Source organism: Actinomycetospora aeridis, assembly GCF_037400275.1.
In the GTDB taxonomy this organism is placed as follows: Bacteria; Actinomycetota; Actinomycetes; order Mycobacteriales; family Pseudonocardiaceae; genus Actinomycetospora; species Actinomycetospora aeridis.
Genome location: NZ_JBBEGL010000018.1, coordinates 10340 through 31665 on the forward strand (window position 1 = coordinate 10340; position 21326 = coordinate 31665).

The 21326-nt window shown below is 74.9% G+C and carries 18 protein-coding genes; 12 read left to right on the forward strand and 6 right to left on the reverse strand.

Translation table 11 applies throughout. The annotated features are described in order from the left end of the window. The first annotated feature begins 37 nt into the window (after positions 1–37). The 7 genes from fdh to WCD41_RS30475 all read left to right on the forward strand — a co-directional run bounded on the left by fdh (position 38) and on the right by WCD41_RS30475 (position 11102). Entirely contained in the window at positions 38–3328 is a 3291-nt protein-coding gene (gene fdh, locus WCD41_RS30445; RefSeq protein WP_337719012.1) for a formate dehydrogenase, read from the forward strand. Then, entirely contained in the window at positions 3328–4368 is a 1041-nt protein-coding gene (locus tag WCD41_RS30450) for a 4Fe-4S dicluster domain-containing protein (RefSeq protein ID WP_337719013.1), read from the forward strand. The genes fdh and WCD41_RS30450 overlap by 1 nt, the downstream gene beginning before the upstream one ends. A gap of 20 nt (positions 4369–4388) precedes the next feature. Next, on the forward strand, positions 4389–5402 hold the full coding sequence (gene nrfD / locus WCD41_RS30455; protein ID WP_444876312.1) for an NrfD/PsrC family molybdoenzyme membrane anchor subunit: 1014 nt from the start codon (positions 4389–4391) through the stop codon (positions 5400–5402). Positions 5403–5491: 89 nt separating this feature from the next. After that, positions 5492–6553: a permease gene (locus WCD41_RS30460; protein ID WP_337719015.1), complete on the forward strand. Its 1062-nt coding sequence runs from the start codon at positions 5492–5494 to the stop codon at positions 6551–6553. A 39-nt stretch (positions 6554–6592) separates the two neighbouring features. After that, positions 6593–7855, forward strand: a complete 1263-nt coding sequence (selA, locus tag WCD41_RS30465; protein WP_337719016.1) for an L-seryl-tRNA(Sec) selenium transferase — start codon at positions 6593–6595, stop codon at positions 7853–7855. Continuing rightward, complete coding sequence (selB, locus tag WCD41_RS30470) at positions 7852–9654, forward strand: selenocysteine-specific translation elongation factor (RefSeq protein ID WP_337719017.1); 1803 nt, start codon at positions 7852–7854, stop codon at positions 9652–9654. Before selA ends, selB begins: the two co-directional genes overlap by 4 nt. A gap of 191 nt (positions 9655–9845) precedes the next feature. Continuing rightward, on the forward strand, positions 9846–11102 hold the full coding sequence (locus WCD41_RS30475; protein ID WP_337719018.1) for a cytochrome P450: 1257 nt from the start codon (positions 9846–9848) through the stop codon (positions 11100–11102). A gap of 88 nt (positions 11103–11190) precedes the next feature. Here WCD41_RS30475 and WCD41_RS30480 read toward each other — a convergent pair whose 3' ends face one another. The 3 genes from WCD41_RS30480 to WCD41_RS30490 all read right to left on the reverse strand — a co-directional run bounded on the left by WCD41_RS30480 (position 11191) and on the right by WCD41_RS30490 (position 12983). Beyond that, entirely contained in the window at positions 11191–11928 is a 738-nt protein-coding gene (locus WCD41_RS30480; protein ID WP_337719039.1) for an RNA polymerase sigma factor SigF, read from the reverse strand. Between the two features lie 140 nt (positions 11929–12068). Then, on the reverse strand, positions 12069–12524 hold the full coding sequence (locus WCD41_RS30485) for an ATP-binding protein (RefSeq protein WP_337719019.1): 456 nt from the start codon (positions 12522–12524) through the stop codon (positions 12069–12071). Between the two features lie 93 nt (positions 12525–12617). Beyond that, positions 12618–12983, reverse strand: a complete 366-nt coding sequence (locus WCD41_RS30490) for an anti-sigma factor antagonist (RefSeq protein WP_274192486.1) — start codon at positions 12981–12983, stop codon at positions 12618–12620. 311 nt (positions 12984–13294) lie between these two features. Here WCD41_RS30490 and WCD41_RS30495 point away from each other — a divergent pair, with 311 nt between their 5' ends. Beyond that, positions 13295–13627: a WhiB family transcriptional regulator gene (locus WCD41_RS30495; RefSeq protein ID WP_337719020.1), complete on the forward strand. Its 333-nt coding sequence runs from the start codon at positions 13295–13297 to the stop codon at positions 13625–13627. Between the two features lie 8 nt (positions 13628–13635). Here the strand turns inward: WCD41_RS30495 and WCD41_RS30500 are convergent, their stop codons facing one another. Next, positions 13636–14106, reverse strand: a complete 471-nt coding sequence (locus WCD41_RS30500) for a proteasome activator (RefSeq protein WP_337719021.1) — start codon at positions 14104–14106, stop codon at positions 13636–13638. Between the two features lie 128 nt (positions 14107–14234). Here WCD41_RS30500 and WCD41_RS30505 point away from each other — a divergent pair, with 128 nt between their 5' ends. Then, on the forward strand, positions 14235–15026 hold the full coding sequence (locus WCD41_RS30505) for an ATP-binding protein (protein ID WP_337719022.1): 792 nt from the start codon (positions 14235–14237) through the stop codon (positions 15024–15026). Positions 15027–15051: 25 nt separating this feature from the next. Here WCD41_RS30505 and WCD41_RS30510 read toward each other — a convergent pair whose 3' ends face one another. After that, positions 15052–16137, reverse strand: a complete 1086-nt coding sequence (locus tag WCD41_RS30510) for a DNA topoisomerase IB (RefSeq protein ID WP_337719023.1) — start codon at positions 16135–16137, stop codon at positions 15052–15054. Between the two features lie 73 nt (positions 16138–16210). Between WCD41_RS30510 and WCD41_RS30515 the strand changes: the two genes are divergently transcribed. The 3 genes from WCD41_RS30515 to WCD41_RS30525 all read left to right on the forward strand — a co-directional run bounded on the left by WCD41_RS30515 (position 16211) and on the right by WCD41_RS30525 (position 20364). Beyond that, entirely contained in the window at positions 16211–17887 is a 1677-nt protein-coding gene (locus WCD41_RS30515) for a RecQ family ATP-dependent DNA helicase (RefSeq protein WP_337719025.1), read from the forward strand. Positions 17888–17951: 64 nt separating this feature from the next. After that, positions 17952–18356, forward strand: coding sequence for a hypothetical protein (locus WCD41_RS30520; RefSeq protein ID WP_337719026.1), 405 nt, complete (start codon positions 17952–17954; stop codon positions 18354–18356). A gap of 58 nt (positions 18357–18414) precedes the next feature. Further along, on the forward strand, positions 18415–20364 hold the full coding sequence (locus WCD41_RS30525; RefSeq protein WP_337719027.1) for a 4-alpha-glucanotransferase: 1950 nt from the start codon (positions 18415–18417) through the stop codon (positions 20362–20364). Here the strand turns inward: WCD41_RS30525 and WCD41_RS30530 are convergent. Continuing rightward, positions 20359–21324, reverse strand: coding sequence for a hypothetical protein (locus tag WCD41_RS30530; protein WP_337719028.1), 966 nt, complete (start codon positions 21322–21324; stop codon positions 20359–20361). The genes WCD41_RS30525 and WCD41_RS30530 overlap by 6 nt on opposite strands. Positions 21325–21326: the final 2 nt, after the last annotated feature.

Below are 21326 nucleotides of genomic sequence, written 5' to 3' on the forward strand. Positions count from 1 at the left end.
CGAGGACGAGGACCACCACGTCGCGAGGAGAGCCTGCATGGGTGTGCGCACCTGGCTGGGTGAGTGGCCGATGTTCCGCCAGGCCACCGGCCCGGACCCGCTCGGACGCGGTGCCGCCGTGCAGAGCCCGCGCACGCAGGCCCTCGGTCCCCGCACCGCGGAGGCCGACGAGGTCGTCAAGTCGGTGTGCCCGTACTGCGCCGTCGGCTGCGGCCAGAACGTCTACGTGCGCGACGGGCGCGTCACCCAGATCGAGGGCGACCCCGACTCCCCCGTCTCGCGTGGGCGCCTGTGCCCGAAGGGCTCGGCGTCGACGTCGCTCGTCACCTCGCCGTCGCGGGTGACGACGGTGCGCTACCGGCGCCCGTACGGCACCGAGTGGGAGGACCTCGACCTCGACACGGCCCTCGACATGATCGCCGACCGCGTGATCGACGCCCGCCGGCGCGGGTGGCAGGACACCGACGACGAGGGCCGCGTCCTGCGGCGCACGCTGGGGTTCTCGAGCCTCGGCGGCGCGACGCTGGACAACGAGGAGAACTACCTCATCAAGAAGCTGTTCATGGCGCTCGGCGCGATCCAGGTGGAGAACCAGGCGCGCATTTGACACAGCGCCACCGTCCCCGGTCTGGGGACCAGCTTCGGCCGCGGAGGGGCCTCGAACTTCCAGCAGGACCTGCAGCACTCGGACTGCATCGTCATCGAGGGCTCCAACATGGCGGAGGCCCACCCCGTGGGCTTCCAGTGGGTGATGGAGGCGAAGGCCCGCGGCGCCACGGTCATCCACGTCGACCCGCGGTTCACGCGCACGTCGGCGGTCGCCGACCTGCACGTGCCGTTCCGCGCGGGCACCGACATCGCGTTCCTCGGCGGGCTGATCAACTACGTGCTCACCGAGGGCAAGGACTTCCGCGAGTACGTCACGACGTTCACGAACGCCGCGGACATCGTCGGCGAGGACTTCGTCGACACCGAGGACATGGCCGGCATCTTCTCGGGCTACAACGCCGAGACGGGGCGCTACGACCCGATCAGCTGGCAGCTCGAGGGCGTCGAGTACGAGGCGCCGGCTGCGGGGATGCGAGACCACTGGGAGCCCGAGCTCCGGGAGCAGTCCGAGGAGCAGTCGGAGCAGCAGTCCGAGCAGCAGTCCGAGCAGCGTGAGCACCACGCCGCGATGGCCTCGGACACCGCCGGCGGGGCCGGCGACGCGGCCCACGCCACGGCGTCCCCGCAGCGCGACGAGACCCTGCAGCACCCGCGCTGCGTCTACCAGGTGCTCAAGCGCCACTACGCCCGCTACACGCCCGAGGCCGTCTCGCAGGTGTGCGGCATGGGCGTCGACGAGTTCCTCGCCGTCGCCCGCGCCATCACCGAGAACTCGCGGCGCGACCGCACGACGGCGTGGGTGTACTCGGTGGGCTGGACGCACCACAGCGTCGGCGCGCAGTACATCCGCGGGGCGGCGATCCTGCAGACGCTGCTGGGCAACATGGGGCGTCCCGGCGGCGGCATCCTGGCGCTGCGCGGGCACGCGTCGATCCAGGGGTCGACCGACGTCCCGACGCTCTACGACCTGCTGCCCGGTTACATCCCGATGCCGAACGCGCACCTGCACGACAGCCTGCAGAGCTTCCTCGACGCCGACGCGGCCAAGACCGGCTTCTGGGGCAACATGGACGCCTACATGGTGAGCCTGCTCAAGGCGTGGTGGGGCGACGCGGCGACCGCCGAGAACGACTTCGCGTTCGACTACATGCCGCGCCTCACCGGCGACCACGGCACCTACGGGATCGTGCGCGACCAGATCGACCGGAAGACCTTCGGCTACTTCGTCGTCGGCGAGAACCCGGCGGTCGGGCACGCGAACGGCAAGATGCAGCGCCTCGGCCTGGCGAACCTCGACTGGCTCGTGGTCCGGGACATGCAGATGATCGAGACGGCCACGTTCTGGAAGGACGGGCCCGAGATCGAGACCGGGGAGCTGCGCACCGAGGACATCGGCACCGAGGTCTTCTTCCTCCCCTGCGCGAACCACACCGAGAAGGCCGGCACGTTCACCAACACCCAGCGGCTGCTCCAGTGGCGCCGGGAGGCGGTGCACCCGCCCGGCGACGCACGCTCCGAGCTGCACTTCTACTTCCACCTGGGCAAGCGGATCCGGGAGAAGCTGGCGGGGTCGACCGAGGACCGCGACCGCCCGATCCTCGACCTGACCTGGGACTACCCGACGTTCGGCGTGCACGAGGAGCCGGACCCGGAGTCGGTGCTCGCCGAGATCAACGGCTACGACGCCGACGGGAACCACCTCTCGAGCTACACGCAGCTCGAGGCCGACGGGTCGACGACGGCGGGCTGCTGGATCTACACCGGCGTGTACCAGGACGGCGTCAACCAGGCCGACCGCCGCCGGCCCGGCAGCGAGCAGGACTGGGTCGCCGCCGAGTGGGGCTGGGCGTGGCCAGCGAACCGCCGCACGCTCTACAACCGCGCCTCCGCCGACGCGGCGGGCCGTCCGTGGAGCGAGCGCAAGGCCTACGTCTGGTGGGACGCCGAGCAGGGGAAGTGGACCGGGCACGACATCCCGGACTTCGAGGCGACCAAGCCGCCGACCTACGTGCCCGAGGAGGGCGCGACCCGGCAGGACGCGCTGGCCGGCACCGACGCCTTCATCATGCAGACCGACGGCAAGGCGTGGCTGTACGCGCCCGCCGGCCTCGCGGACGGGCCGATGCCGACGCACTACGAGCCGGTGGAGTCGCCGGTGGCGAACCTGCTGCACGAGCAGCAGGACAACCCGGCGCTCGAGCGGATCGACCGGGCGTGGAACCGGATCAACCCCGCGATGAGCGAGGTCTATCCGTACACGTTCCTGACCTACCGGCTCACCGAGCACCACACCGCGGGCGGCATGAGCCGCTTCCTCGGCTACCTCTCGGAGCTCCAGCCGGAGTTCTTCTGCGAGGTCTCCCCCGCGCTCGCGCAGGAGCGCAACCTCGAGCACCTGGGGTGGGCCACCCTGATCTCGGCACGCACGGCCATCGAGGCCCGCGTGCTCGTCACGGAGCGGATGAAGCCGCTGCGGATCGGGGACCAGGTGGTGCACCAGATCGGGCTGCCCTACCACTGGGGGTCCAACGGACTGTCCGTCGGCGACCCGGCGAACGACCTGCTCGGCGTCGTCATGGACCCCAACGTCCACATCCAGGAGTCGAAGGTGGCGACCTGCGACATCCAGCCCGGACGGCGCCCCCGCGGCCCCGCGTTGCTGGAGTTCGTGGAGTCGTACCGCCGCAAGGCCGGGGTGGAGCCGGGAGGCATCACGTAGTGACGAATCTGTTCGACGCCTTCTCGGGCGCCGCCACCTCGCTGTCCGGGCCGCTGCCCGACCCGACGACCGACGCCGGCTGGTCGGGCGACCACCCCAAGCGCGTCGGCTTCTTCACCGACACCTCGGTGTGCATCGGCTGCAAGGCCTGCGAGGTGGCGTGCAAGGAGTGGAACCTCGTCCCCGACGACGGCACCGACGCCTCCGACCTCTACCGGCTCACCGGCATGTCGTACGACAACACCGGGGACCTCGGCGCCTCGACCTGGCGGCACGTCGCGTTCATCGAGGACGTCCGCCCCCACGGGACGGCGACGACGGGACACCTGCCGTCGGGGCTGCCGGCGCTGGGCGGTGCCCCGCCCCGTGACGCCGCGACCGCCCCGCCCGACGGGGGCACGGTCGACCTGCTGGCCCTGCTGCCCGACGGCGGCGCCCACGGCCAGCAGACCCCGGACGACGAGCGCGACGTCCGCTGGCTGATGTCGTCCGACGTCTGCAAGCACTGCACGCACGCGGGCTGCCTCGACGTCTGCCCGACCGGGGCGCTCTTCCGCACCGAGTACGGCACGGTCGTCGTGCAGGACGACATCTGCAACGGGTGCGGCTACTGCGTGCCGTCGTGCCCGTACGGCGTCATCGACGTGCGCGAGTCCGACGGCGGCGCCCACAAGTGCACGCTGTGCTACGACCGGCTCGGCGAGGGCCTCGAGCCGGCGTGCGCGAAGGCGTGCCCGACGAACTCGATCCAGTTCGGCGACCTCGACGAGCTGCAGGCCACGGCCGACGCGCGGCTGGCCGAGCTGCACGGGCGCGGCGTCGAGGAGGCGCGGCTCTACGGTCGCGACCCGGACGACGGCGTCGGCGGCGACGGGGCGTTCTTCCTGCTGCTCGACGAGCCCGAGGTCTACGGCCTGCCGCCGGACCCGATCGTCACCACCCGCGACCTGCCCGAGATGTGGCGCAACGCGGCGCTGACCGCGGTGGGCCTCGGCGCGGCGGTCGTGGCCGCGTTCTTCACCGGAGGTCGAGGCAAGTGAGCGACGCCAACCCGGCCGAGATGCCCGAGCGCGCGCGCATCGACCACGACGCGGTGAAGCCGCGGCGCGGGGGCGGCAAGCGCGGCGAGCAGCTCCAGGTCCCGGAGGCCGAGTTCCGCTCGTACTACGGCCGGCCGATCATCAAGGCGCCGGTGTGGAAGAACCCGGACGTCCCGCTGTACCTGTTCCTCGGCGGGCTGGCGGGGTCGTCGTCGGTGCTCGCCGCGATGGCCGGCGTCACCGGGCGGCCGACGCTGCGCCGGGCCGGGCGGATCGGGGCGGCCGCCGGCGCGCTGGGCGGCACCGTGTTCCTGGTGCACGACCTGCACCGCCCGCGGCGCTTCCTCCACATGCTGCGGGTGTTCAAGCCGACCTCGCCGCTCTCGGTGGGCACCTGGATCCTCTCGCCGTTCGCGACGTTCGCCGCGGCCACGGCCGCGACCGAGGTCACCGGCTGGTTCCGGCGCACCGGCGACGTCACCGGCGTCGCGGCCGCCGCCCTCGGGCCCGCGCTCGCGACCTACACCGCGGTGCTGTTCTCCAACACCGCGGTGCCGACCTGGCACGAGGCGCACCGCCACCTGCCGGTGCTGTTCGGCTCAAGTGCCGCCGTGGCCGGCGGCGGGTTCGGCCTGGTGTTCGCCTCGGTGCGCGACAACGAGCCGGCCCAGCGGCTCGCGATCGCGGGGGCGTGCACCGAGCTCGCGATCGAGAAGAAGATGGAGCACGACCTCGGCCTGCTCGCCGACGTCTACGAGAAGGGCCGGGCGAGGACGCTGATGACGGCGTCGAAGACCTGTCTCGTGGCCGGGGCCCTCGGCGCGCTGGTCGGTCGGCGTCGCCGCTGGTCCGCGGCACTGTCAGGGCTCGCCCTCATGGCGGGCTCCGCGCTGACCCGCTTCGGGGTGTTCGACGCCGGCATCGCGTCGGCGAACGACCCGGCCCACATCGTCGTGCCGCAGCGCGAGCGCATCGCGCGGCGCCAGGCCAGCACGCAGACCTCGACGACGCCGCCGGACCGCGCTTTCGCCTGACCCCTGTGAGCACTTTCCGGGCCTCCGGCACCGGGAAGTGCTCACGTACGGATGAGCGGCTCGGCCCCTGTCGTGTGACGATCCGGGCCGTGGCGGACACGCACATCGGGACGCGACGGACCGAGCCACCGCGGTGGGCGGTGGCCCTGGGGTTCGCGGTACTGGTGCTCGGCGGCCTGGTGTGGGCGAAGTGGGCGCCGTACTGGGTGAAGGTGCCGTCGGTCGCCGGCTCGCACTCGCTGGGCCCGTCGATCCTCGCCGGTGGGGAGTCCGGGGTCTCGCTCTCCGCGGGCCTGCGGTTCGCCGGGACCTACTTCCTCGCGATCTGGCCGGCGCTCGTCGTCGGGCTCGTGCTCGCCGCGGCGGTGCAGACGGCGCTGCCCCGGGCGTGGCTCGCGCGGCTCTTCGGCCGGGGCCTCGGCGGCGGTGTGCGCGGGAGTGCGCTCGCCCTGCCGTCGATGATGTGCTCGTGCTGCGCGGCACCGCTCGCGGTCGGCCTGCGCCGCCGGGCCGCCGACCTGACCGCGACGCTCGCCTACTGGCTCGGCAACCCCGCGCTCAACCCCGTCGTCCTCGTCTTCTGCGCGTTCGTGCTGCCGTGGGAGTGGACGGTGTTGCGCGCCGTCGCCGGTGTCGCGGTCGTGGTCGGGGCCGTGGCGCTGGGGCGGTGGTGGGCCGAGCGCACGCCGGTCGTGGACGTCGTCCCGGACGACGAGCCCGTCGACGAGCGCCCGCTGGTCGTGCGGTTCCTGGCCGCGCTCGGCGGGCTGGCGATCCGTCTGCTCCCCGAGTACCTGCTGCTCGTCGTCGCCCTCGGCGCGTTCCGGGGCGTGCTGTTCCCGGTCGGCGCGTCGTGGCTCTCGGGAACGGGGATCGCGCTCGCCGTCGTCGGCGTCGTGCTGCTCGCCGTGGCCGGCACCCTGCTGCCGATCCCGACCGGCGCGGAGGTGGCCGTGGTCGCCGCGCTGCTGGCGGTCGGCGTGCCCGGTCCGCTCGCCGCGGCGCTGCTGATCACGTTGCCCGCGCTGAGCCTGCCGTCGCTGCTCATGGTGCGCAACGCGTTCCCGCGGCGGCTGCTGGTGGCGGTCACCGGCGTGGTCGTCGGCGTGGGGGTGCTGACGGCGGTGGGGGCGCTGGCGGTGGGGCTGTGAGCGCACAATGAGCCGGTGAACGACGATCACCGTCGGCGGGTGCCGCGCACGGACACGGTGCTCGCGGACGCACGCCTGGAGCCGGCGCTCGCGACGCTGGGGCGGGCGCGCGTCAAGGAGATCGTCGTGGCCGCGCAGGAGCGGGCGCGGGCCGGGGAGATCGCGCCGGAGGCGGTCGCCGACGAGGCCGTCGCGACGCTCCCCCCGACGGCGGCGAGCATGCGGCCGGTCGTCAACGCCACCGGGGTGCTGCTGCACACCAACCTGGGGCGGGCGCCGCTGTCGGCGGCGGCGCAGGACGCGCTCGTGTCCGCCGCGGGCACGACCGACGTCGAGCTGGACCTCGTTTCCGGGGGCCGGGGTCGTCGGGGGGCGGGCGCTCTCGCGGCCCTGGCCGCGGCCGTGCCGGACGCGGGCGGCGTGCACGTCACGAACAACGGTGCGGCCGCGCTGATCCTGGCGGCGACGGCGCTCGCCGCCGGCCGGGAGATCGTCATCGCGCGCGGCGAGATGGTCGAGATCGGTGACGGGTTCCGGCTGCCCGACCTGCTCGAGTCGACCGGGGCACGGCTGCGCGAGGTCGGCACCACCAACCGCGTGCACCGCGCCGACTACGCCGACGCGGTCGGCCCGGACATCGGGATGATCCTCAAGGTCCACCCGTCGAACTTCGTGGTCACGGGGTTCACGTCGTCGGTGCCGGTCTCGGAGCTGACCGGGCTGGGCGTGCCGGTGGTCTCCGACATCGGGTCCGGGCTGCTCGCGCCGCACCCGCTGCTGCCCGACGAGCCGGACGCGGCGACCGAGCTGCGCGCGGGTGCGGACCTGGTGACGGCGTCGGGTGACAAGCTGCTCGGCGGTCCGCAGGCGGGCCTGCTGCTCGGCGACGCCGACCTCGTGCACCGCTTGCGGCGCCATCCGCTGGCGCGGGCGCTGCGCGTCGACAAGCTGACCCTGGCCGCGCTCGAGGCGACGCTGCGCGGGCCGGTGCCGCCGGTGCGCGCGATGCTGGAGACCGACCTGTCGTCGCTGCGTGAGCGGGCGGCGTCGCTGGCGGCGGCCATCGGACCGCCGGCCTCCGCGCTCGACTGCCTCGCCCAGGTCGGCGGGGGCGGTGCGCCGGGGGTCGAGCTGCCGAGCGCCGGGGTGGCGCTGCCGTCGTCCGTCGCTGCGCTGCTGCGCGCGGGCCGCGACCCGGTCGTCGCCCGGGTCGAGCAGGGCCGGTGCGTGCTCGACCTGCGCTCGGTGCCGCCGTCGGAGGACGCGCGCTTGGTCGCGGCGGTGCGCGCGGTGCTGCCGTGAGGGTGGTCGCCACCGCCGGGCACGTCGACCACGGCAAGTCGACGCTGGTCCGCGCGCTGACCGGGATGGAGCCCGACCGCTGGGCCGAGGAGCGGCGGCGGGGCATGACGATCGACCTCGGCTTCGCGTGGACGACGCTGCCCGGGGCCGACGAGCCGGTGGCGTTCGTCGACGTGCCCGGGCACGAGCGGTTCGTCACGCAGATGCTCGCGGGCGTCGGGCCGGTGCCGGCCACCATGTTCGTCGTCGCCGCCGACTCGGGGTGGATGCCGCAGTCGACCGAGCACCTCGATGCCCTGGACGCGCTCGGGGTGCGCGACGGGCTGCTCGTCGTCACCCGCAGCGACCTGGCGGATCCAGAGCTGGCGCGGGACGAGGCGCTGGAGCACCTCGGGGAGTCGTCGCTGGGGCGGTTGCCGGCGGTGTGCGTGTCGGGGGCGACGGGCTCCGGGCTCGACGACCTGCGCTCGGCGTTGTCCGCGCTGGTCGGTGGCCTGCCCGCGCCGGACGTCGACGCCGACGTGCGGCTGTGGGTGGACCGCGCGTTCACCGTGCGGGGCGCGGGGACCGTCGTCACCGGGACCCTCGGGGCCGGGACGATCCGGGTGGGCGACGAGCTGGCGCTGGGGTCGCGGACCGTCTCGGTGCGGGGCCTGCAGGCGCTGGGCGAGAGCGTCGACCCGGTGCGGGCGGTGGCACGGGTGGCGCTGAACCTGCGCGGGGTCGGGCTCGACGAGGTCGGGCGCGGCGACGCGCTGACGACGCCGGGGCGGTGGTTGCGGGGCGACGTCATCGACGTCCGCGTTGGCCCACCGCGGGGGCGCGGGGAGCCCGTCGACCTCCCGCGGCAGGTGATGCTGCACGTCGGCTCGGCGGCGGTGGCGGCGCGGGTGCGGCCGTTGTCCCGGTCGGACGCGCCCGACTCCGACGAGACGAGGACGGTGCGGCTGACCCTGCGCGAGCCGCTGCCGCTGCGGCCCGGCGACCACGCGCTGCTGCGCGACCCCGGGGCGCACCGCGTGCTGGGTGGGGTGACGGTGCTCGACGTGCGCCCGCCCGCGCTGCGCCGGCGGGGGGCGGCGAAGGCCCGGGCCGGGGAGCTGGCGGCCGCCGACGGCGCGCCGGACGCGGTCGCGGAGCTGGCGCGCCGGCGGCTCATGCGCCGCGACGACCTGGTGGCGCTGGGGGCGTCGATCCCCGACGGCGTGCCGGGGGTGGCGGGGTGGGTGGTGGACCCCGGCTGGTTGCCGTCGCTGGCCGATCGGCTCGTGGCGGCCGTCGCCCGGCACACCGAGGAGCAACCGCTCGACGCCGGCCTGCCCGCCAAGGCCGCCGCGCAGGCCCTCGACCTGCCCGAACCCCGGCTGCTCGACCTGGTGCTCGCCGAGCCCGGGGCGTCCTCGCTCGTGGCGGCCGGCGGGCGCATCCGGCCGCGCGAGGCCGGCGGGCTGCCCGACGCCGTGCGGTCGGCGGTGGCGACGGTCCGCTCGGACCTCGCCGCCGATCCGTTCGGGGCGCCCGAGGCGCACCGGCTCGCCGAGCTGGGCCTGCGCACCCGCGAGCTCGGGGCGGCGGTGAAGGCGGGGGCGCTGCTCAGGGTCGGCGACGGGATCTACCTGGCGCCCGACGCGCCCGACGCCGCGGTGGCGAGGCTCGCGGACCTGCCCTCGCCGTTCACGCTGTCCGAGGCGCGCCAGGCGCTGGGCACCACGCGCCGCGTCGCCGTCCCGTTGCTGGAGTACCTCGCGCGCCAGGGCCGCGCCCGCCGCGACGATGAGGGGCGGCACGCGCTGCGGTAGTGCGAGGAATGCGGCTTTCCTGGCGTGTCACGCCCGGATCGCCACACGCTCGCCGACGCGACACGCCGTGCAGGGGCGTGGTGCGTGGTGCGTGGTGTTCCAGCCTGGCGGCCACGCTGACGTTGGACGTCAGGAAAGCCGCCACGATCACCGGCTTCCTCGTCACGGTCGCGCGGGCCAGGATCGGAGTCATGGACCTGCGCCGCGACGTCCGGCTGGGCGCACGGCTGGCCGTCGTGCGGGCCGGGGGGCTGGCGATGGCGCTGGCCGGCGACCCCATCCTCCGTCTGCTCTACCGCCCGTGGATCGACGACCCCACGCCCGTCCAGCGGCAGCTGCGCGAGGCCGCTCAGCCGTATGCGAGCCGCGCCGGGGTCCTCGTCGTCGCCACCCACGCGATGTGCCGGGACCTCGTCCGTGACCGCCGGTTCATGGTCCGCACGCGCAGCGGCGGCTCGCTGGGCGGCGCCGTCGAGGGCGAGCGCGACCCGCTGCTCGAGCCCGTCGACCTCTCGTTCCTCGGGATGGACCCGCCCGAGCACACGCGGCTGCGGCGACTCGTCGGGACCTTCTTCACCCCGGCGCGGGTCAACGGCTACGAGCCGCTCGTGGTCGCGCTGTCGGAACGGTTGTCCGACGAGGCCGCGCGTCGGGAGCGGTTCGACCTCGTCGCCGACGTCGCGACGCCCCTGCCCGTCGCCGTCATCGCGGAGATCCTCGGGGTCCCGGACGCCGACGCGGGCGCGTTCGCGCAGTGGGGCCGCGCCGTGGCCGCCGCGCTGGGCGGGGTGCGCTCGCTGCGGGCGCTGCACCGGCTCGAGGCCGCGATCGTCGAGCTGCGCGGGCTGCTCGGCGACCTGCTCGAGAAGCGCCGCCACGACCCCGCCGACGACCTCATCAGCCACCTCGCGGCCGAAGACGCCGGCATCGAGGAGACGATCAGCCTGGCGGCGCTGCTGCTGCTCGCCGGGTTCGAGACGACGAGCACCTTGCTGTCGAACGCCGTCGCCGCGATGACCGACGCCCGCGAGCCCTGGGCGCGGCTGGCCGCCGATCCGGGACGGGCCGCCGACGCGGTCGAGGAGAGCCTGCGCTTCGACGCGCCGATCCAGTTCACGGCCCGGACGCCCCACGAGACCACCCGGATCGGTGACCGGGACGTCGCGCCGGACACGGTCGTCATGGCGATGCTCGGGGCCGCCGGCCGCGATCCGGCGGTGCACGACGACCCCGATGTGTTCGACCTCGACCGCCCGACGCGGGGTGAGCACCTCGCGTTCTCGGGCGGCATCCACTACTGCCTCGGCGCGCCGCTGGCCCGGCTCGAGGGGAGGGTCGCGCTGGCCGCGCTCGCCCAGCGGATGCCGACGCTGCACCGGGAGGCCGGGGCAGTCCGGCGGCGCTCGCTGTTGCTGCGGAGCTACCAGCGGTTGCCCGTCAGCACATGATCGTGGGGGCCTTCCTGACCCTATCGGCGTGCTGTCCTGAATTCGTCAGCGTGGCCGCCACGCTGACACACCCCGTGCGTCGGTCCCGCTACGGGGTAGGGGGGTCGGAGAGGTCGGCGCGTAGGGTCGCGAGGGTGCGGGTGAGCAGGCGCGACACGTGCATCTGGGACACCCCGACGCGCTCGGCGATCTGGGTCTGGGTCATGCCGCCGAAGAAGCGAAGCATGACGATCGTGCGCTCGCGCTCGGGGAGCTTGCGCAGCGCGGGCTGCACCGTCTCGCGGTGCTCGACCTGCTCCAGCTCGGCGTCCGCGGACCCGAGGACGTCGGCGAGGCGCCCGCTCGACGGGTCGTCGACGAGCATGTCGTCCAGCGAGCTCGAGCGGTACGCGTTCGCCGCCTCGAGGGCCTCGAGGACCTCCTCGCGGCTGCGCTGGAGGTGCTCGGCGAGCTCGCCGGCGGTGGGTGCCCGGTTGAGCTCCTGGGAGAGCTGGGGCATCGCCGACCCGATGGCCAGGCGCAGGTCCTTGAGCCGGCGCGGCACGCGCGTCGACCACGCCTTGTCCCGGAAGTACCGCCGCACCTCGCCGGTGATCGTCGGCACCGCGTAGGACAGGAAGTCCGAGCCGCGTTCGGGCGAGAAGCGGTCGACGGCGTGGATGAGTCCCACGGTCGCGACCTGCTCGAGGTCCTCCTGCGGCTCCCCGCGCTGGGAGAACCGGCGCGCGATGTGCCGGGCCAGCGGCAGATAGCCCTCGACGAGCCGGTCGCGCAGCACCTCGCGGCGCGGGTCGTCGGTCGCCAGCCCGGCGTGCTCGGTGAGCATCGGCACGAGGTGCTCGTAGGAGTCCTCGTTGCGCTTCGACGAACCCCGCGACGACGGCTCCTCCGTGGAGCCGGAGACGGATCCCGAGGTGGATCCGGAGGACTGCTCGGCGGCGTCGGACAGCGCGCGCGCCGGCTCGCTCACGGGTTGAGCCGTTGCTTGCGCAGGTGGATGCCGAGCCACTCCGGGTCGGCGTCGAGCACCTGGGCGTCGTCGGTGAGCGTGGTCAGGACCCGCCACCCGAAGGTGTCCTGGCGCAGCGCGGCCTCGCCCGTCACCGGCACGCGGCAGATGACGTCGATGCGGCCCTCGGCCATCGCGAACCCGCAGCGCAGCTGCCCGCCCTCGCGGGCCAGCGGCACCAGGGCCGAGCAGGCCTCGTCGACCGCCATCCGCAGGTCGGAGACGGCGTCGAGGTCGAAGTCGGCTCGCGCAGCAAGGTCGGCCGCCACCGCGCGCACCGAGGGGATCAGCGCGGGGTCGGCGTGCACGCGGACCTCGACGGGCGTCGGGGTCTCGGCCAGGCCGCCCGAGCCTGCGCCCGGATCGGTGACGGTGGAGGAACGATCACGCTGCTGCGGTTCCGGCGTCTGCACGGCTGCTGATCTCCGTTTCGCGGCAGGTGAGGAGGACGGTGGCGGGGCCACCGTAGCGGCGCAGACGATGCGGACGGCAGGCCCCCGCGCCGGTCATCCGGCGAGGGCGGCCTCGACCGACGGGTAGAGCGCGAACAGGTCGGTCAGCCCCGTCGCCTGCAGCGGCCGGCTCACCGGCCGCGAGTTCGCGACGAGACGCAGCGCGACGTCCCTGTTGCGGGACTCGTCGAGCGCCTCGACGAGCAGTGCGAGCCCGCTCGAACCGAGGAACTCGACCGAGAGCATGTCGAGGACGAGCACCGTGGGCTTGCCCTGGAGCTCTTCGTTCACCTTCGCGCGCAGCGCCGGCGTCGTCAGCATGTCGATCTCACCAGCAAGCCGGATCACCGACGCGCCGTTCGACCGCTGCACGTCGACGCCGAGCGGGTCCTCAGCGGTGAGGTCGTCATCGGTGGCCACGGCGTCTGGTCCCCCTCCGGTCAGGTCGGGTGTGCTCGGGGTGCGCTGAGCACGGTGCGCACCCGTCGTCGATCCCCCGGCAACGTACTTGCCGACGCGACGAGCCTACTCGTCACCCCCCGTGGGCACCCGTTCACGACGCGGCCGGCGCATCACAGTCGTCGCCGACGGGCATCGACCCCACGATCGAGGGTCCGACTGGGCCGTTCAGGGGTGTTTGGGGTCCCCGACCGCAGGGGATACCGGCCTCGCCGCTCCGATTCCGGGGAAAGCAGCTCCCCCGGCCGGACGCCCCGACTGGGAGGACCGTCATGGCTGATATCCGACTGCTGCCCGGACCCATCATCGACGAGTGGGACTGGCAGCTCCACGGGTCGTGCCGCGGCATGGACTCCAGCTTCTTCTTCCACCCCGACGGGGAGCGCGGCCCGCGGCGTGAGCACCGCGCGTCCGAGGCCAAGAAGGTCTGCGCCGCGTGCCCGGTCATCGAGCCCTGCCGGCGCCACGCGCTGGCCACCCGCGAGCCCTACGGCGTCTGGGGCGGTCTCACCGAGGACGAGCGCCGCGTCGCACTGCGCGGCGGACGTCGCGAGGACACCCCCGCGGCCGCCGAGATCGGCACCGTCGTCTACGAGGCCCGCTAGAGGTCCCGCTAGAGGTACTGACCGTCCCCGCTCGTCGCCGCACGGCCGCGGCCCTGACGCATCTGTTCGAGCTGCCCCCGCGCCGCCATCTGCTGCGCGAGCACGGCGCTCTGGATGCCGTGGAACAGACCCTCGAGCCACCCGAGCAGCTGGGCCTGCGCGATGCGCAGCTCGGCCTGCGACGGGGTGGCCTCCGACGACAGCGGCAGCGTGATGCGGTGCAGCTCCTCGCGCAGCTCCGGGGCCAGTCCCTGTTCGAGCTCGCGGATGGACCGCTCGTGGATGTCGGCCAGCCGGGACCGCCCGGCCTCGTCCAGCGGCGCCGCCCGGACCTCCTCGACGAGCTTCCCGATCATTCCGGCCACCCGCATCACCGCGCCCGGTGACGACACCAGGTCGCCGGTGCCCGCGCCCTCCCCGGCGCCCGACGCCGCGGCCGCCGCCAGTGCCGACGACGGTCGGTCGTCCTCCTCGCTCATGCGCCCATCATGTCGCGTCCGGCTCCGCTCGGCGCGTCGGTCGGCGCGGTCGCGGACGCCCGGCGACGCGGACCGCGACGCGCGCATGGCCTCCCCGGGGCGGGGGTACCAGGGGCCGGAGGTGAGTCGTGGACACAAGGATCGAGCTGCCCCTCGAGCAGACGGGGGACAGCGGGGCCGACCTGTGGTCGGGCGCGCCGTCCGAGGCGCGCGGGGACCGGGGCTCCTCGCCCACGGTCGTGGCGCTGTCCGGCCCGCTCTCGGTGAGCACCGCCCGTCCCCTGGTGGCGCGGCTCTGCGCACTCCTGCGACGCGACGGCGCGGTGGTCGCCGACGTCTCCGGGGTGACGCTGACGCACTCGGGCGCGGTGCACGCGTTCAGCGAGGCCGCCGCGCAGGCCGGTGAGTGGCCCGACGTGCGGCTGGCCGTGGCGGCGCCCGACGTGACGCTCGCCGCGCTGCTCGTCAGCTCCCGGGTCGCCGAGCGCGTCCCCGTCCACCCGGACGTGCCGTCCGCGCTCGACCACATCGACGACCGACCCGAGCTGGTCCGCGGCTGGTGGCGCTTCGACGTCGACGCGCGCGCCCCGGGCGACGCGCGTCAGCACGTGCGGCGCGTCTGCGGGCTCTGGACCGTCGACGAGGACGCGCGCGAGGCCGCCGAGATCGTCGTCACCGAGCTCGTCACGAACGCGGTCGAGCACGCGGGGAGCCGGTCCGTGGTCGAGGTGGAGCGCCGGGCGCAGTCCCTGCGGGTCACGGTGCGCGACTTCGATCTCGTGCCGCTGCCCGACGTCCACCTCCCGCCGCCGACGTCGCCGCGCGGACGCGGGCTCGCCATGGTCGCGGCCGTGGCCGCGACGTGGGGCGTCGAGGCCCATCGCGACGGCAAGACCGTCTGGGCGGAACTGGCGGTCTGACGGTCCGCCCCGATCGGCCGGGCGTCTACGCCGCGGCCGTCAGCGTGACCGCACCCCGCTCGTCGAGCAGCGCGAGCACCGCGCGCTCGACGTGGCGGCGCAGCTCGCGGTCGTCCTGCCCGGCGGCCTCCCGCACGGCGTCGGCGATCGTGCGGCCGTTCTCGAAGTGGGTGACGAGCACGGGGTCGACGTAGGAACGCTTGCAGACCGCCGGCGTGTTGCCCAACTGCTCGGCGACGGCCTTCATGGTCCGGGTCACCGCGCTCTGCTGCTTGCGCTGCGCGCGCGGCGGGGCGCCCCCGTCGTCGCACTCCCCGGCGAGGGCGACCGCCGCCTGCACGCCCGCGTTCCACGTCCGCAGGTCCTTGGCGGTGAACTCGTCGCCGATCAGCTCGCGCACGGCGTCGTTGACGTCCTGCGCGGTGACGTCGTGCCACGGCCCGCGGTCTCCGCCGCGCCCACCGCGACGGAAGGCCAGGAGGTCCTCGCCCCCGCCACGACGGCGCTTGAGCGAGGTGACCAGGGCGTGCACGTGCTCGTCGTGCAGCGTGACGCGGCGCGGCACCCCGGACTTGGCGGTGTAGCGGAACTCGACGCCGCCGTCGCGGCGGGCGATCGCGTGCTCGCGGCGCAGGGTGGCGAGGCCGAAGGAGGCGTCACCGGGCGAGTCGTCGCTGGCGTACTCCTCGCCCCCGACGCGGAACACGCCGAGGTCGAGCATCCAGACCGCCCCGGCCAGGACCCGGTCCCGGCCGAGGCCCCGTCCCGTCGTGAGCCGCGCCGCGATCTCGTGGCGGGCGTCGTCGATGACGTGGCCGAGGCGGGCGACCCGGACGAACTTCTCCTGGTTGCGCTGCGCGGTCCACGCCTCGTGGTAGCGGTACTGCCGACGTCCGGCCGCGTCCGTGCCGACGGCCTGGATGTGGCCGACCGGGTCGGCGCAGATCCACACGTCCTGCCACGCCGGCGGGATGACGATCTTCCGGATGCGGTCGAGGTGATCCGCGTCGGTCACCGCCGCGCCGGTCTCGCGGTCGTAGTAGCTCCAGCCCTTGCCGCGCCGGCGGCGGCCCAGGCCCGGTCCGTAGGGCTCCACGTGCACCAGATCCACCGGCGGGGCGTACCCCCGTCCCGTCCCCCACGAACGCCGTTTCTGGCGGGGCCACCCCGGCTACCACCGGCCGGTGCCCGACGCTTCCGGCCCGTGCGGCCCGGTCCCCTCCCCCACCCTCGACGCCGTCGACGCGGCCGTCGCCCGCGTCCTCGGCGAGGGCGCCGAGCTCGGCGACGGCCAGCGCGAGGCGGTCCTCGGCGCGGTCGTCGACGACTGCCTCGCCGTCCTGCCCCCGGCCGCGGGCAAGACCGCGGTGTACGCGGTCACCGGCCTGGTGCTGGGCGGCCCGACGATCGTGGTGTCGCCGACGCTGTCGCTGCACCACGACCAGGTCGCCCACCTCGCCGACGCCGGCCTGCGCGCCGAGGCGCTCAACTCGACGGTGTCCGGCCGCGACGCCGTCCTCGAGCGGTTCGGCGCCGGTGGGATCGACGTGCTCATCACCTCGCCCGAGCAGCTGGCGCGCGAGGACGTCCTCGACGCCCTCGCCGCCGGCGCACCGACCCTGCTCGCCGTCGACGAGGCGCACTGCGTCTGCGACTGGGGACCGGACTTCCGGCCCGACTACCTCGGCCTCGCGGTCGCCCGGCGGCGCCTCGGGACCCCGCGCGTGCTGGCGCTGACCGCGACCGCGTCGGTGCCGGCGCGTCAGGAGATCCTCGACCTGCTCGGGGTGCCGGACGCGTGCATCGTCGTGCGCGACACCGACCGGCCCAACATCCACCTCGCGGGCCACCTCGTCCACGACGAGATCGCGAAGTGGGAGCGCGTCGTGCGCGAGGTCGTCGACCTCGGCGACAGCGGGATCGTCTACGTCACCACCCGGGCGCACACGACGCTCGTCCGCGACCGTCTGCGGGCCGCCGGGATCGGTGCCGAGGCCTACGACGGCGGGATGAAGGCCGCCGAGCGGGCGCGGGTGCAGGACGCGTTCATGGCCGGCGAGGTGCCGGTCGTCGTCGCCACCAGCGCGTTCGGGATGGGGATCGACAAGCCCGACGTGCGCTGGGTGGTCCACGGCGACACCCCGACCTCCATCGACGCCTACCACCAGGAGAGCGGGCGGGCCGGTCGTGACGGGCAGCCCGCCCGCGCCGTGCTGTTCCACCGCCCGCAGGACCTCGGTCGGCCGAAGCTGTTCGCCTCCGGCCGGGACGCCCGGCCCGGTGCGCTGCGCACCGTGCTCGCCGCCGTCGCGCAGAACCCCGACGGCGTGGTCCAGGACGACCTGGCGCGCGCGTCCGGCCTGTCGAAGGCCGCCCTGGCGCGGGCGGTACCGGCGCTGGTGGCACTCGGCGCCGTGCGCTCGCTGCCGGGCCGGCGCCTCGCCGCCGGGATCGGGCTGACCGGGGACCTCGACGGTCTCGGGGACCTGGCCGCGGACGCCGCCGCCCTCGTCGCGCGCCGGCGCGAGCGGGAGCAGAGCAAGGTCGAGCTGGTGCGCCGGTTCGCCGAGGGCACCGGGTGCCGACGCCGCACACTGCTGGAGGTGCTCGGCGACGTCCGTGACGACGCGTGTGGCCGCTGCGACCACTGCGACGCGGGCGTCCCGGGCGACCCGGGGAGCCGGGCGGGTTCCGCCGACGGCGACCCGGCCCCCGGCGAGGCGGTGCGGCACGACACCTGGGGCCGCGGGACGGTCACCACTGTCGCGGACGAGTCGGTCGTGGTGCTGTTCGACGAGGGTGGCTACCGCACCCTGTCCCTGCCCGTGGTCCGGGAGAAGCAGCTGCTGCTGCCGGCGTGAGGGTCACGTTTCGTGGTGATCGCGCACGCCGATCCCGTGGTCGAGACCTCCACGAAAGGTGACCGTGCTCCGCGAACCCGACCTCACCCCGATGGCCCCGCCGGCCGCCGCCCCCGACACCCTGCCCATCCCCCGTCCCGCCCCGGCCGAAGCCCGCGCGGTCACCGTCGACGTCGACCCCGGTCGTCCCGAGGCGCCGTCGGACCTGCGCCACCTCGCCGGCCGCGCCCGCCGTGACGTCGTGGCCGCCCGGGAGCTGGCCGCCGCGCTGCTCGCCCGCGGGTGGAGCGCCCGCCGGGCCGCCACCCTCGCCGGGCTCGCGGAGACCGCGGTCGCCGCCCTCGAGCACGTCCGCCGTCCCGGGACCGCGGCCCGCGCCGTCGCCGACGACGTCGCCGCCCGCGCCCGGCGCCGTTCCGCCGGGGCCGAGGAGCTGCCGCCCGCCCCGCGCCGGCAGCCGTCGGCCTGACATCCTGCGGTCCCTCCACCCCCCAGCCTCGATCCCCTCCGCCCCCAGGGAGACGCCGGTGCCCGAGCCCGTCGAGCCGGAGCTCGCCGAGCTCGCCACCGCCCACGGCATCGCGGTGCGCTACCGCGACGCCGACGAGCAGGAGGTCGAGGTCGACCGGGGCGTCGTCGTCGACGTCCTGAAGGCTCTCGACGTCGACGCGACGACGCCCGACGCGCTCGCGTCGGCGCTCGCGGCCGTGCGGTCGGTGGACGCGGACGCGCTGCCGGCGACGGTGGTCGTCGACGAGGGATCGACGCGTCCGTTGCCGGCCGACGGCGTCGTCACCCTCGAGGACGGCACGCAGCGGTCGGTGTCGTCGGTGCCGCCGGACCTGCCCGTCGGCTACCACCGGCTGGCGTGCCGCGACCAGGACGTCGCGCTCATCGTCGCCCCGCCCGCGCTCGCGCCCCCGCCCCCGACGTGGGGCTGGATGGTGCAGCTCTACGCGGTGCGGTCGGACGGCTCCTGGGGGTGCGGGGACTACGGCGACCTGGGGTCGCTGCTGTCGGGGACCGCCGAGCAGGGGGCGGGCGCGTTGCTGGTCAACCCGCTGCACGCGCTCGCGCTGGCCCCGGAGGTCGAGGCGTCGCCGTACTCGCCGTCGAGCCGCCGGTTCCTGCACCCGCTCTACGTGCGGGTCCCGGACGTCCCCGCCTACGCGGTCGCGCCGTCGTCGGTGCGGGAGTCCGTCGACGCGCTGCGCCCGCCCTCGGGTGACCTCGTCGACCACGACGCCGTGTGGGCGGCGAAGAGCGCGGCGCTGGAGCTGCTGCGGCCCCACGACGCCTCCGCCCCGACCGACGTGGACGCGCTCGCCCCGGAGCTGCGCGACGTCGCCACCTGGTACGCGCTGGCGGAGCGCCACGGCAGCGACCTGCACACGTGGCCGGCGGGGCTGGGGCACGTCGGCGACTCCTCGGTGGCCGCGGCGCGGCGGGAGCTGGCCGACCGGGTGCTGTTCTGGGCCTGGTGCCTGCAGCTCGCCGACGCGCAGCTGGCCGCGGCGCACCGGGCGGGGTCGGGCATGGCCGTCGGGCTGATCGCCGACCTCGCCGTCGGCTGCTCGGCGGGCGGCGCGGACGCGTGGACGCTCGCGGACGCGCTGGCCGCGGGCGTCTCGGTGGGCGCGCCGCCCGACGACTTCAACCAGCAGGGCCAGGACTGGGCCCTCCCGCCGTGGCGTCCCGACGCCCTCGCCCGCTCGGGGTACGCGCCGTTGCGCTCGATGATCCGGGGGGTGCTGCGGCACGCCGACGGGCTGCGCGTCGACCACGTCGCGGGCCTGTGGCGGCTGTGGTGGATCCCGCCGGGCCGGGGGGCGCGCGAGGGTGCGTACGTGCACTACGACGCGCGGGCGATGCTCGCCGTCGTGGCGATCGAGGCGTCGCGGGCGGGGGCGGTGGTGGTCGGCGAGGACCTGGGCACCGTCGAACCCGAGGTCACCGAGGGGCTCGCGGAGCACGGGATGCTGGGGTGCGCGGTGCTGTGGTTCCAGCGCTCCGCCGACGGCGCCCTGCTGCCGCCGCGGCAGTGGCACCCGGAGACGCTGGCGAGCGTGTCGACCCACGACCTGCCCACGGCCGCCGGGTTCCTGGACGACGAGCACGTGCGGGCCCGCGCGGAGGCGGGGCTGCTGGACGACGTGTCCGCGGCGCGGTCCGGGTCCGCCCGGGACCGGGAGGAGCTGCTGGAGCTGCTGGCCTCGGAGGGGTTCGGGGTCGACGCGTCCGATCCCGGGGCGGTGATCCTGGCGATGCACCGGCTGCTCGCGACGGCGCGCTCGCGGGTCGTGCTGGCGGCGTTCACGGACGTCCTGGGCGACGTGCGCCAGCCGAACCTGCCCGGGACGGTCGACGCCTACCCGAACTGGCGCATCCCGCTCTCCCGGCCTCTCGAGGCTCTCCTCACCGACCCCCGCGTCCTGGCGGTGGCCCGATCCCTATGTGAGCGAACTTCGGGCCTATAGGCCCGAAGTTCGCTCACATCCTCCGCACGGCCGCAGCGGCTCCTCCCAGCCGGCGGCACGCAGGAGGGCCTCCACCTCGCGGGTGGTCCGGCAGGCGAACTTCGTGACCTCCTCGTACCCGAAGGGCACCGAGACCCCACCGGCCACGGCGGCGGCGACGGTGCGCCGTCGATCGATGAGGGCCGTCCGCCGGTCGCGGTGGGTACCGAACCCGTCGAGACGCACGGTCACGGTCCCGCGGGGCATGTCGTACTCGATGTCCTCGTACCGACGGACGCCATCGACGAGTACGGGTGCCTGGCGACGACCGACGGGCAGGCCGTGGGCCTGCTCGACGTCGACGAAGTACCGGTGCTCCAGCTCGGACAACACACCATCGCGCAACAGCGTCACGGCGTCGGCGACGGCGCGCCGGTACCGCGCGGGCCGTCGCAGCTCCGCCGCACGTTCGAGGGCCTGCGGGTGCACGCCCGCGTCGAGCGCGTACAGGTGGGCTCGCCGCGCGGCCTCCGTCGCGTCCGGGGCGGCGAGTGCGAGGTCCAGGACCGTGTGCACCCGGCTCGTCATCGGCGGATCGCTGCCGGGCAGCCCGATGTGCGCGAAGGCCCGTGAGCGGTGCACCTTGACGCCGTCGAGCCGTGACGCAGAGCAGCCGTATCGCACCGTGACGTGGATCGGTCGATCGTCGTCGGGCTTCACGAAACCGTGGAGCTCCGCGGCCGTCTCGTGGCTGAGCATCGCTCCACCGCGACACGCGAGCAGCGCTGCCATCCGGCGTGCCTCCGGCGGCAGCGGGCCCGTGAAGAGCGCGTAGACACCCTCGTGCACCCGCTGCCATCGGTGCGCCTCCACCTGCGCCCGGATGCCGTCGTCGGTGAAGCCCTGTGCCAGTAGTTGGCCACGCGTCACGATGCGGTGCTGGCGGCCCAGGAGGCGTTGCCATTCGTCGAGTTCGTCCATAC

Excerpts from the sequence above, each read along its gene's own strand:
- nrfD (WP_444876312.1), top strand. The coding sequence starts at position 4,389 with ATGCCCGAGCGCGCGCGCATCGACCACGACGCGGTGAAGCCGCGGCGC.
- WCD41_RS30475 (WP_337719018.1), top strand. The coding sequence starts at position 9,846 with ATGGACCTGCGCCGCGACGTCCGGCTGGGCGCACGGCTGGCCGTCGTG.
- WCD41_RS30480 (WP_337719039.1), bottom strand. The coding sequence starts at position 11,928 with ATGCTCACCGAGCACGCCGGGCTGGCGACCGACGACCCGCGCCGCGAG.
- WCD41_RS30495 (WP_337719020.1), top strand. The coding sequence starts at position 13,295 with ATGGCTGATATCCGACTGCTGCCCGGACCCATCATCGACGAGTGGGAC.
- WCD41_RS30500 (WP_337719021.1), bottom strand. The coding sequence starts at position 14,106 with ATGAGCGAGGAGGACGACCGACCGTCGTCGGCACTGGCGGCGGCCGCG.
- WCD41_RS30530 (WP_337719028.1), bottom strand. The coding sequence starts at position 21,324 with ATGGACGAACTCGACGAATGGCAACGCCTCCTGGGCCGCCAGCACCGC.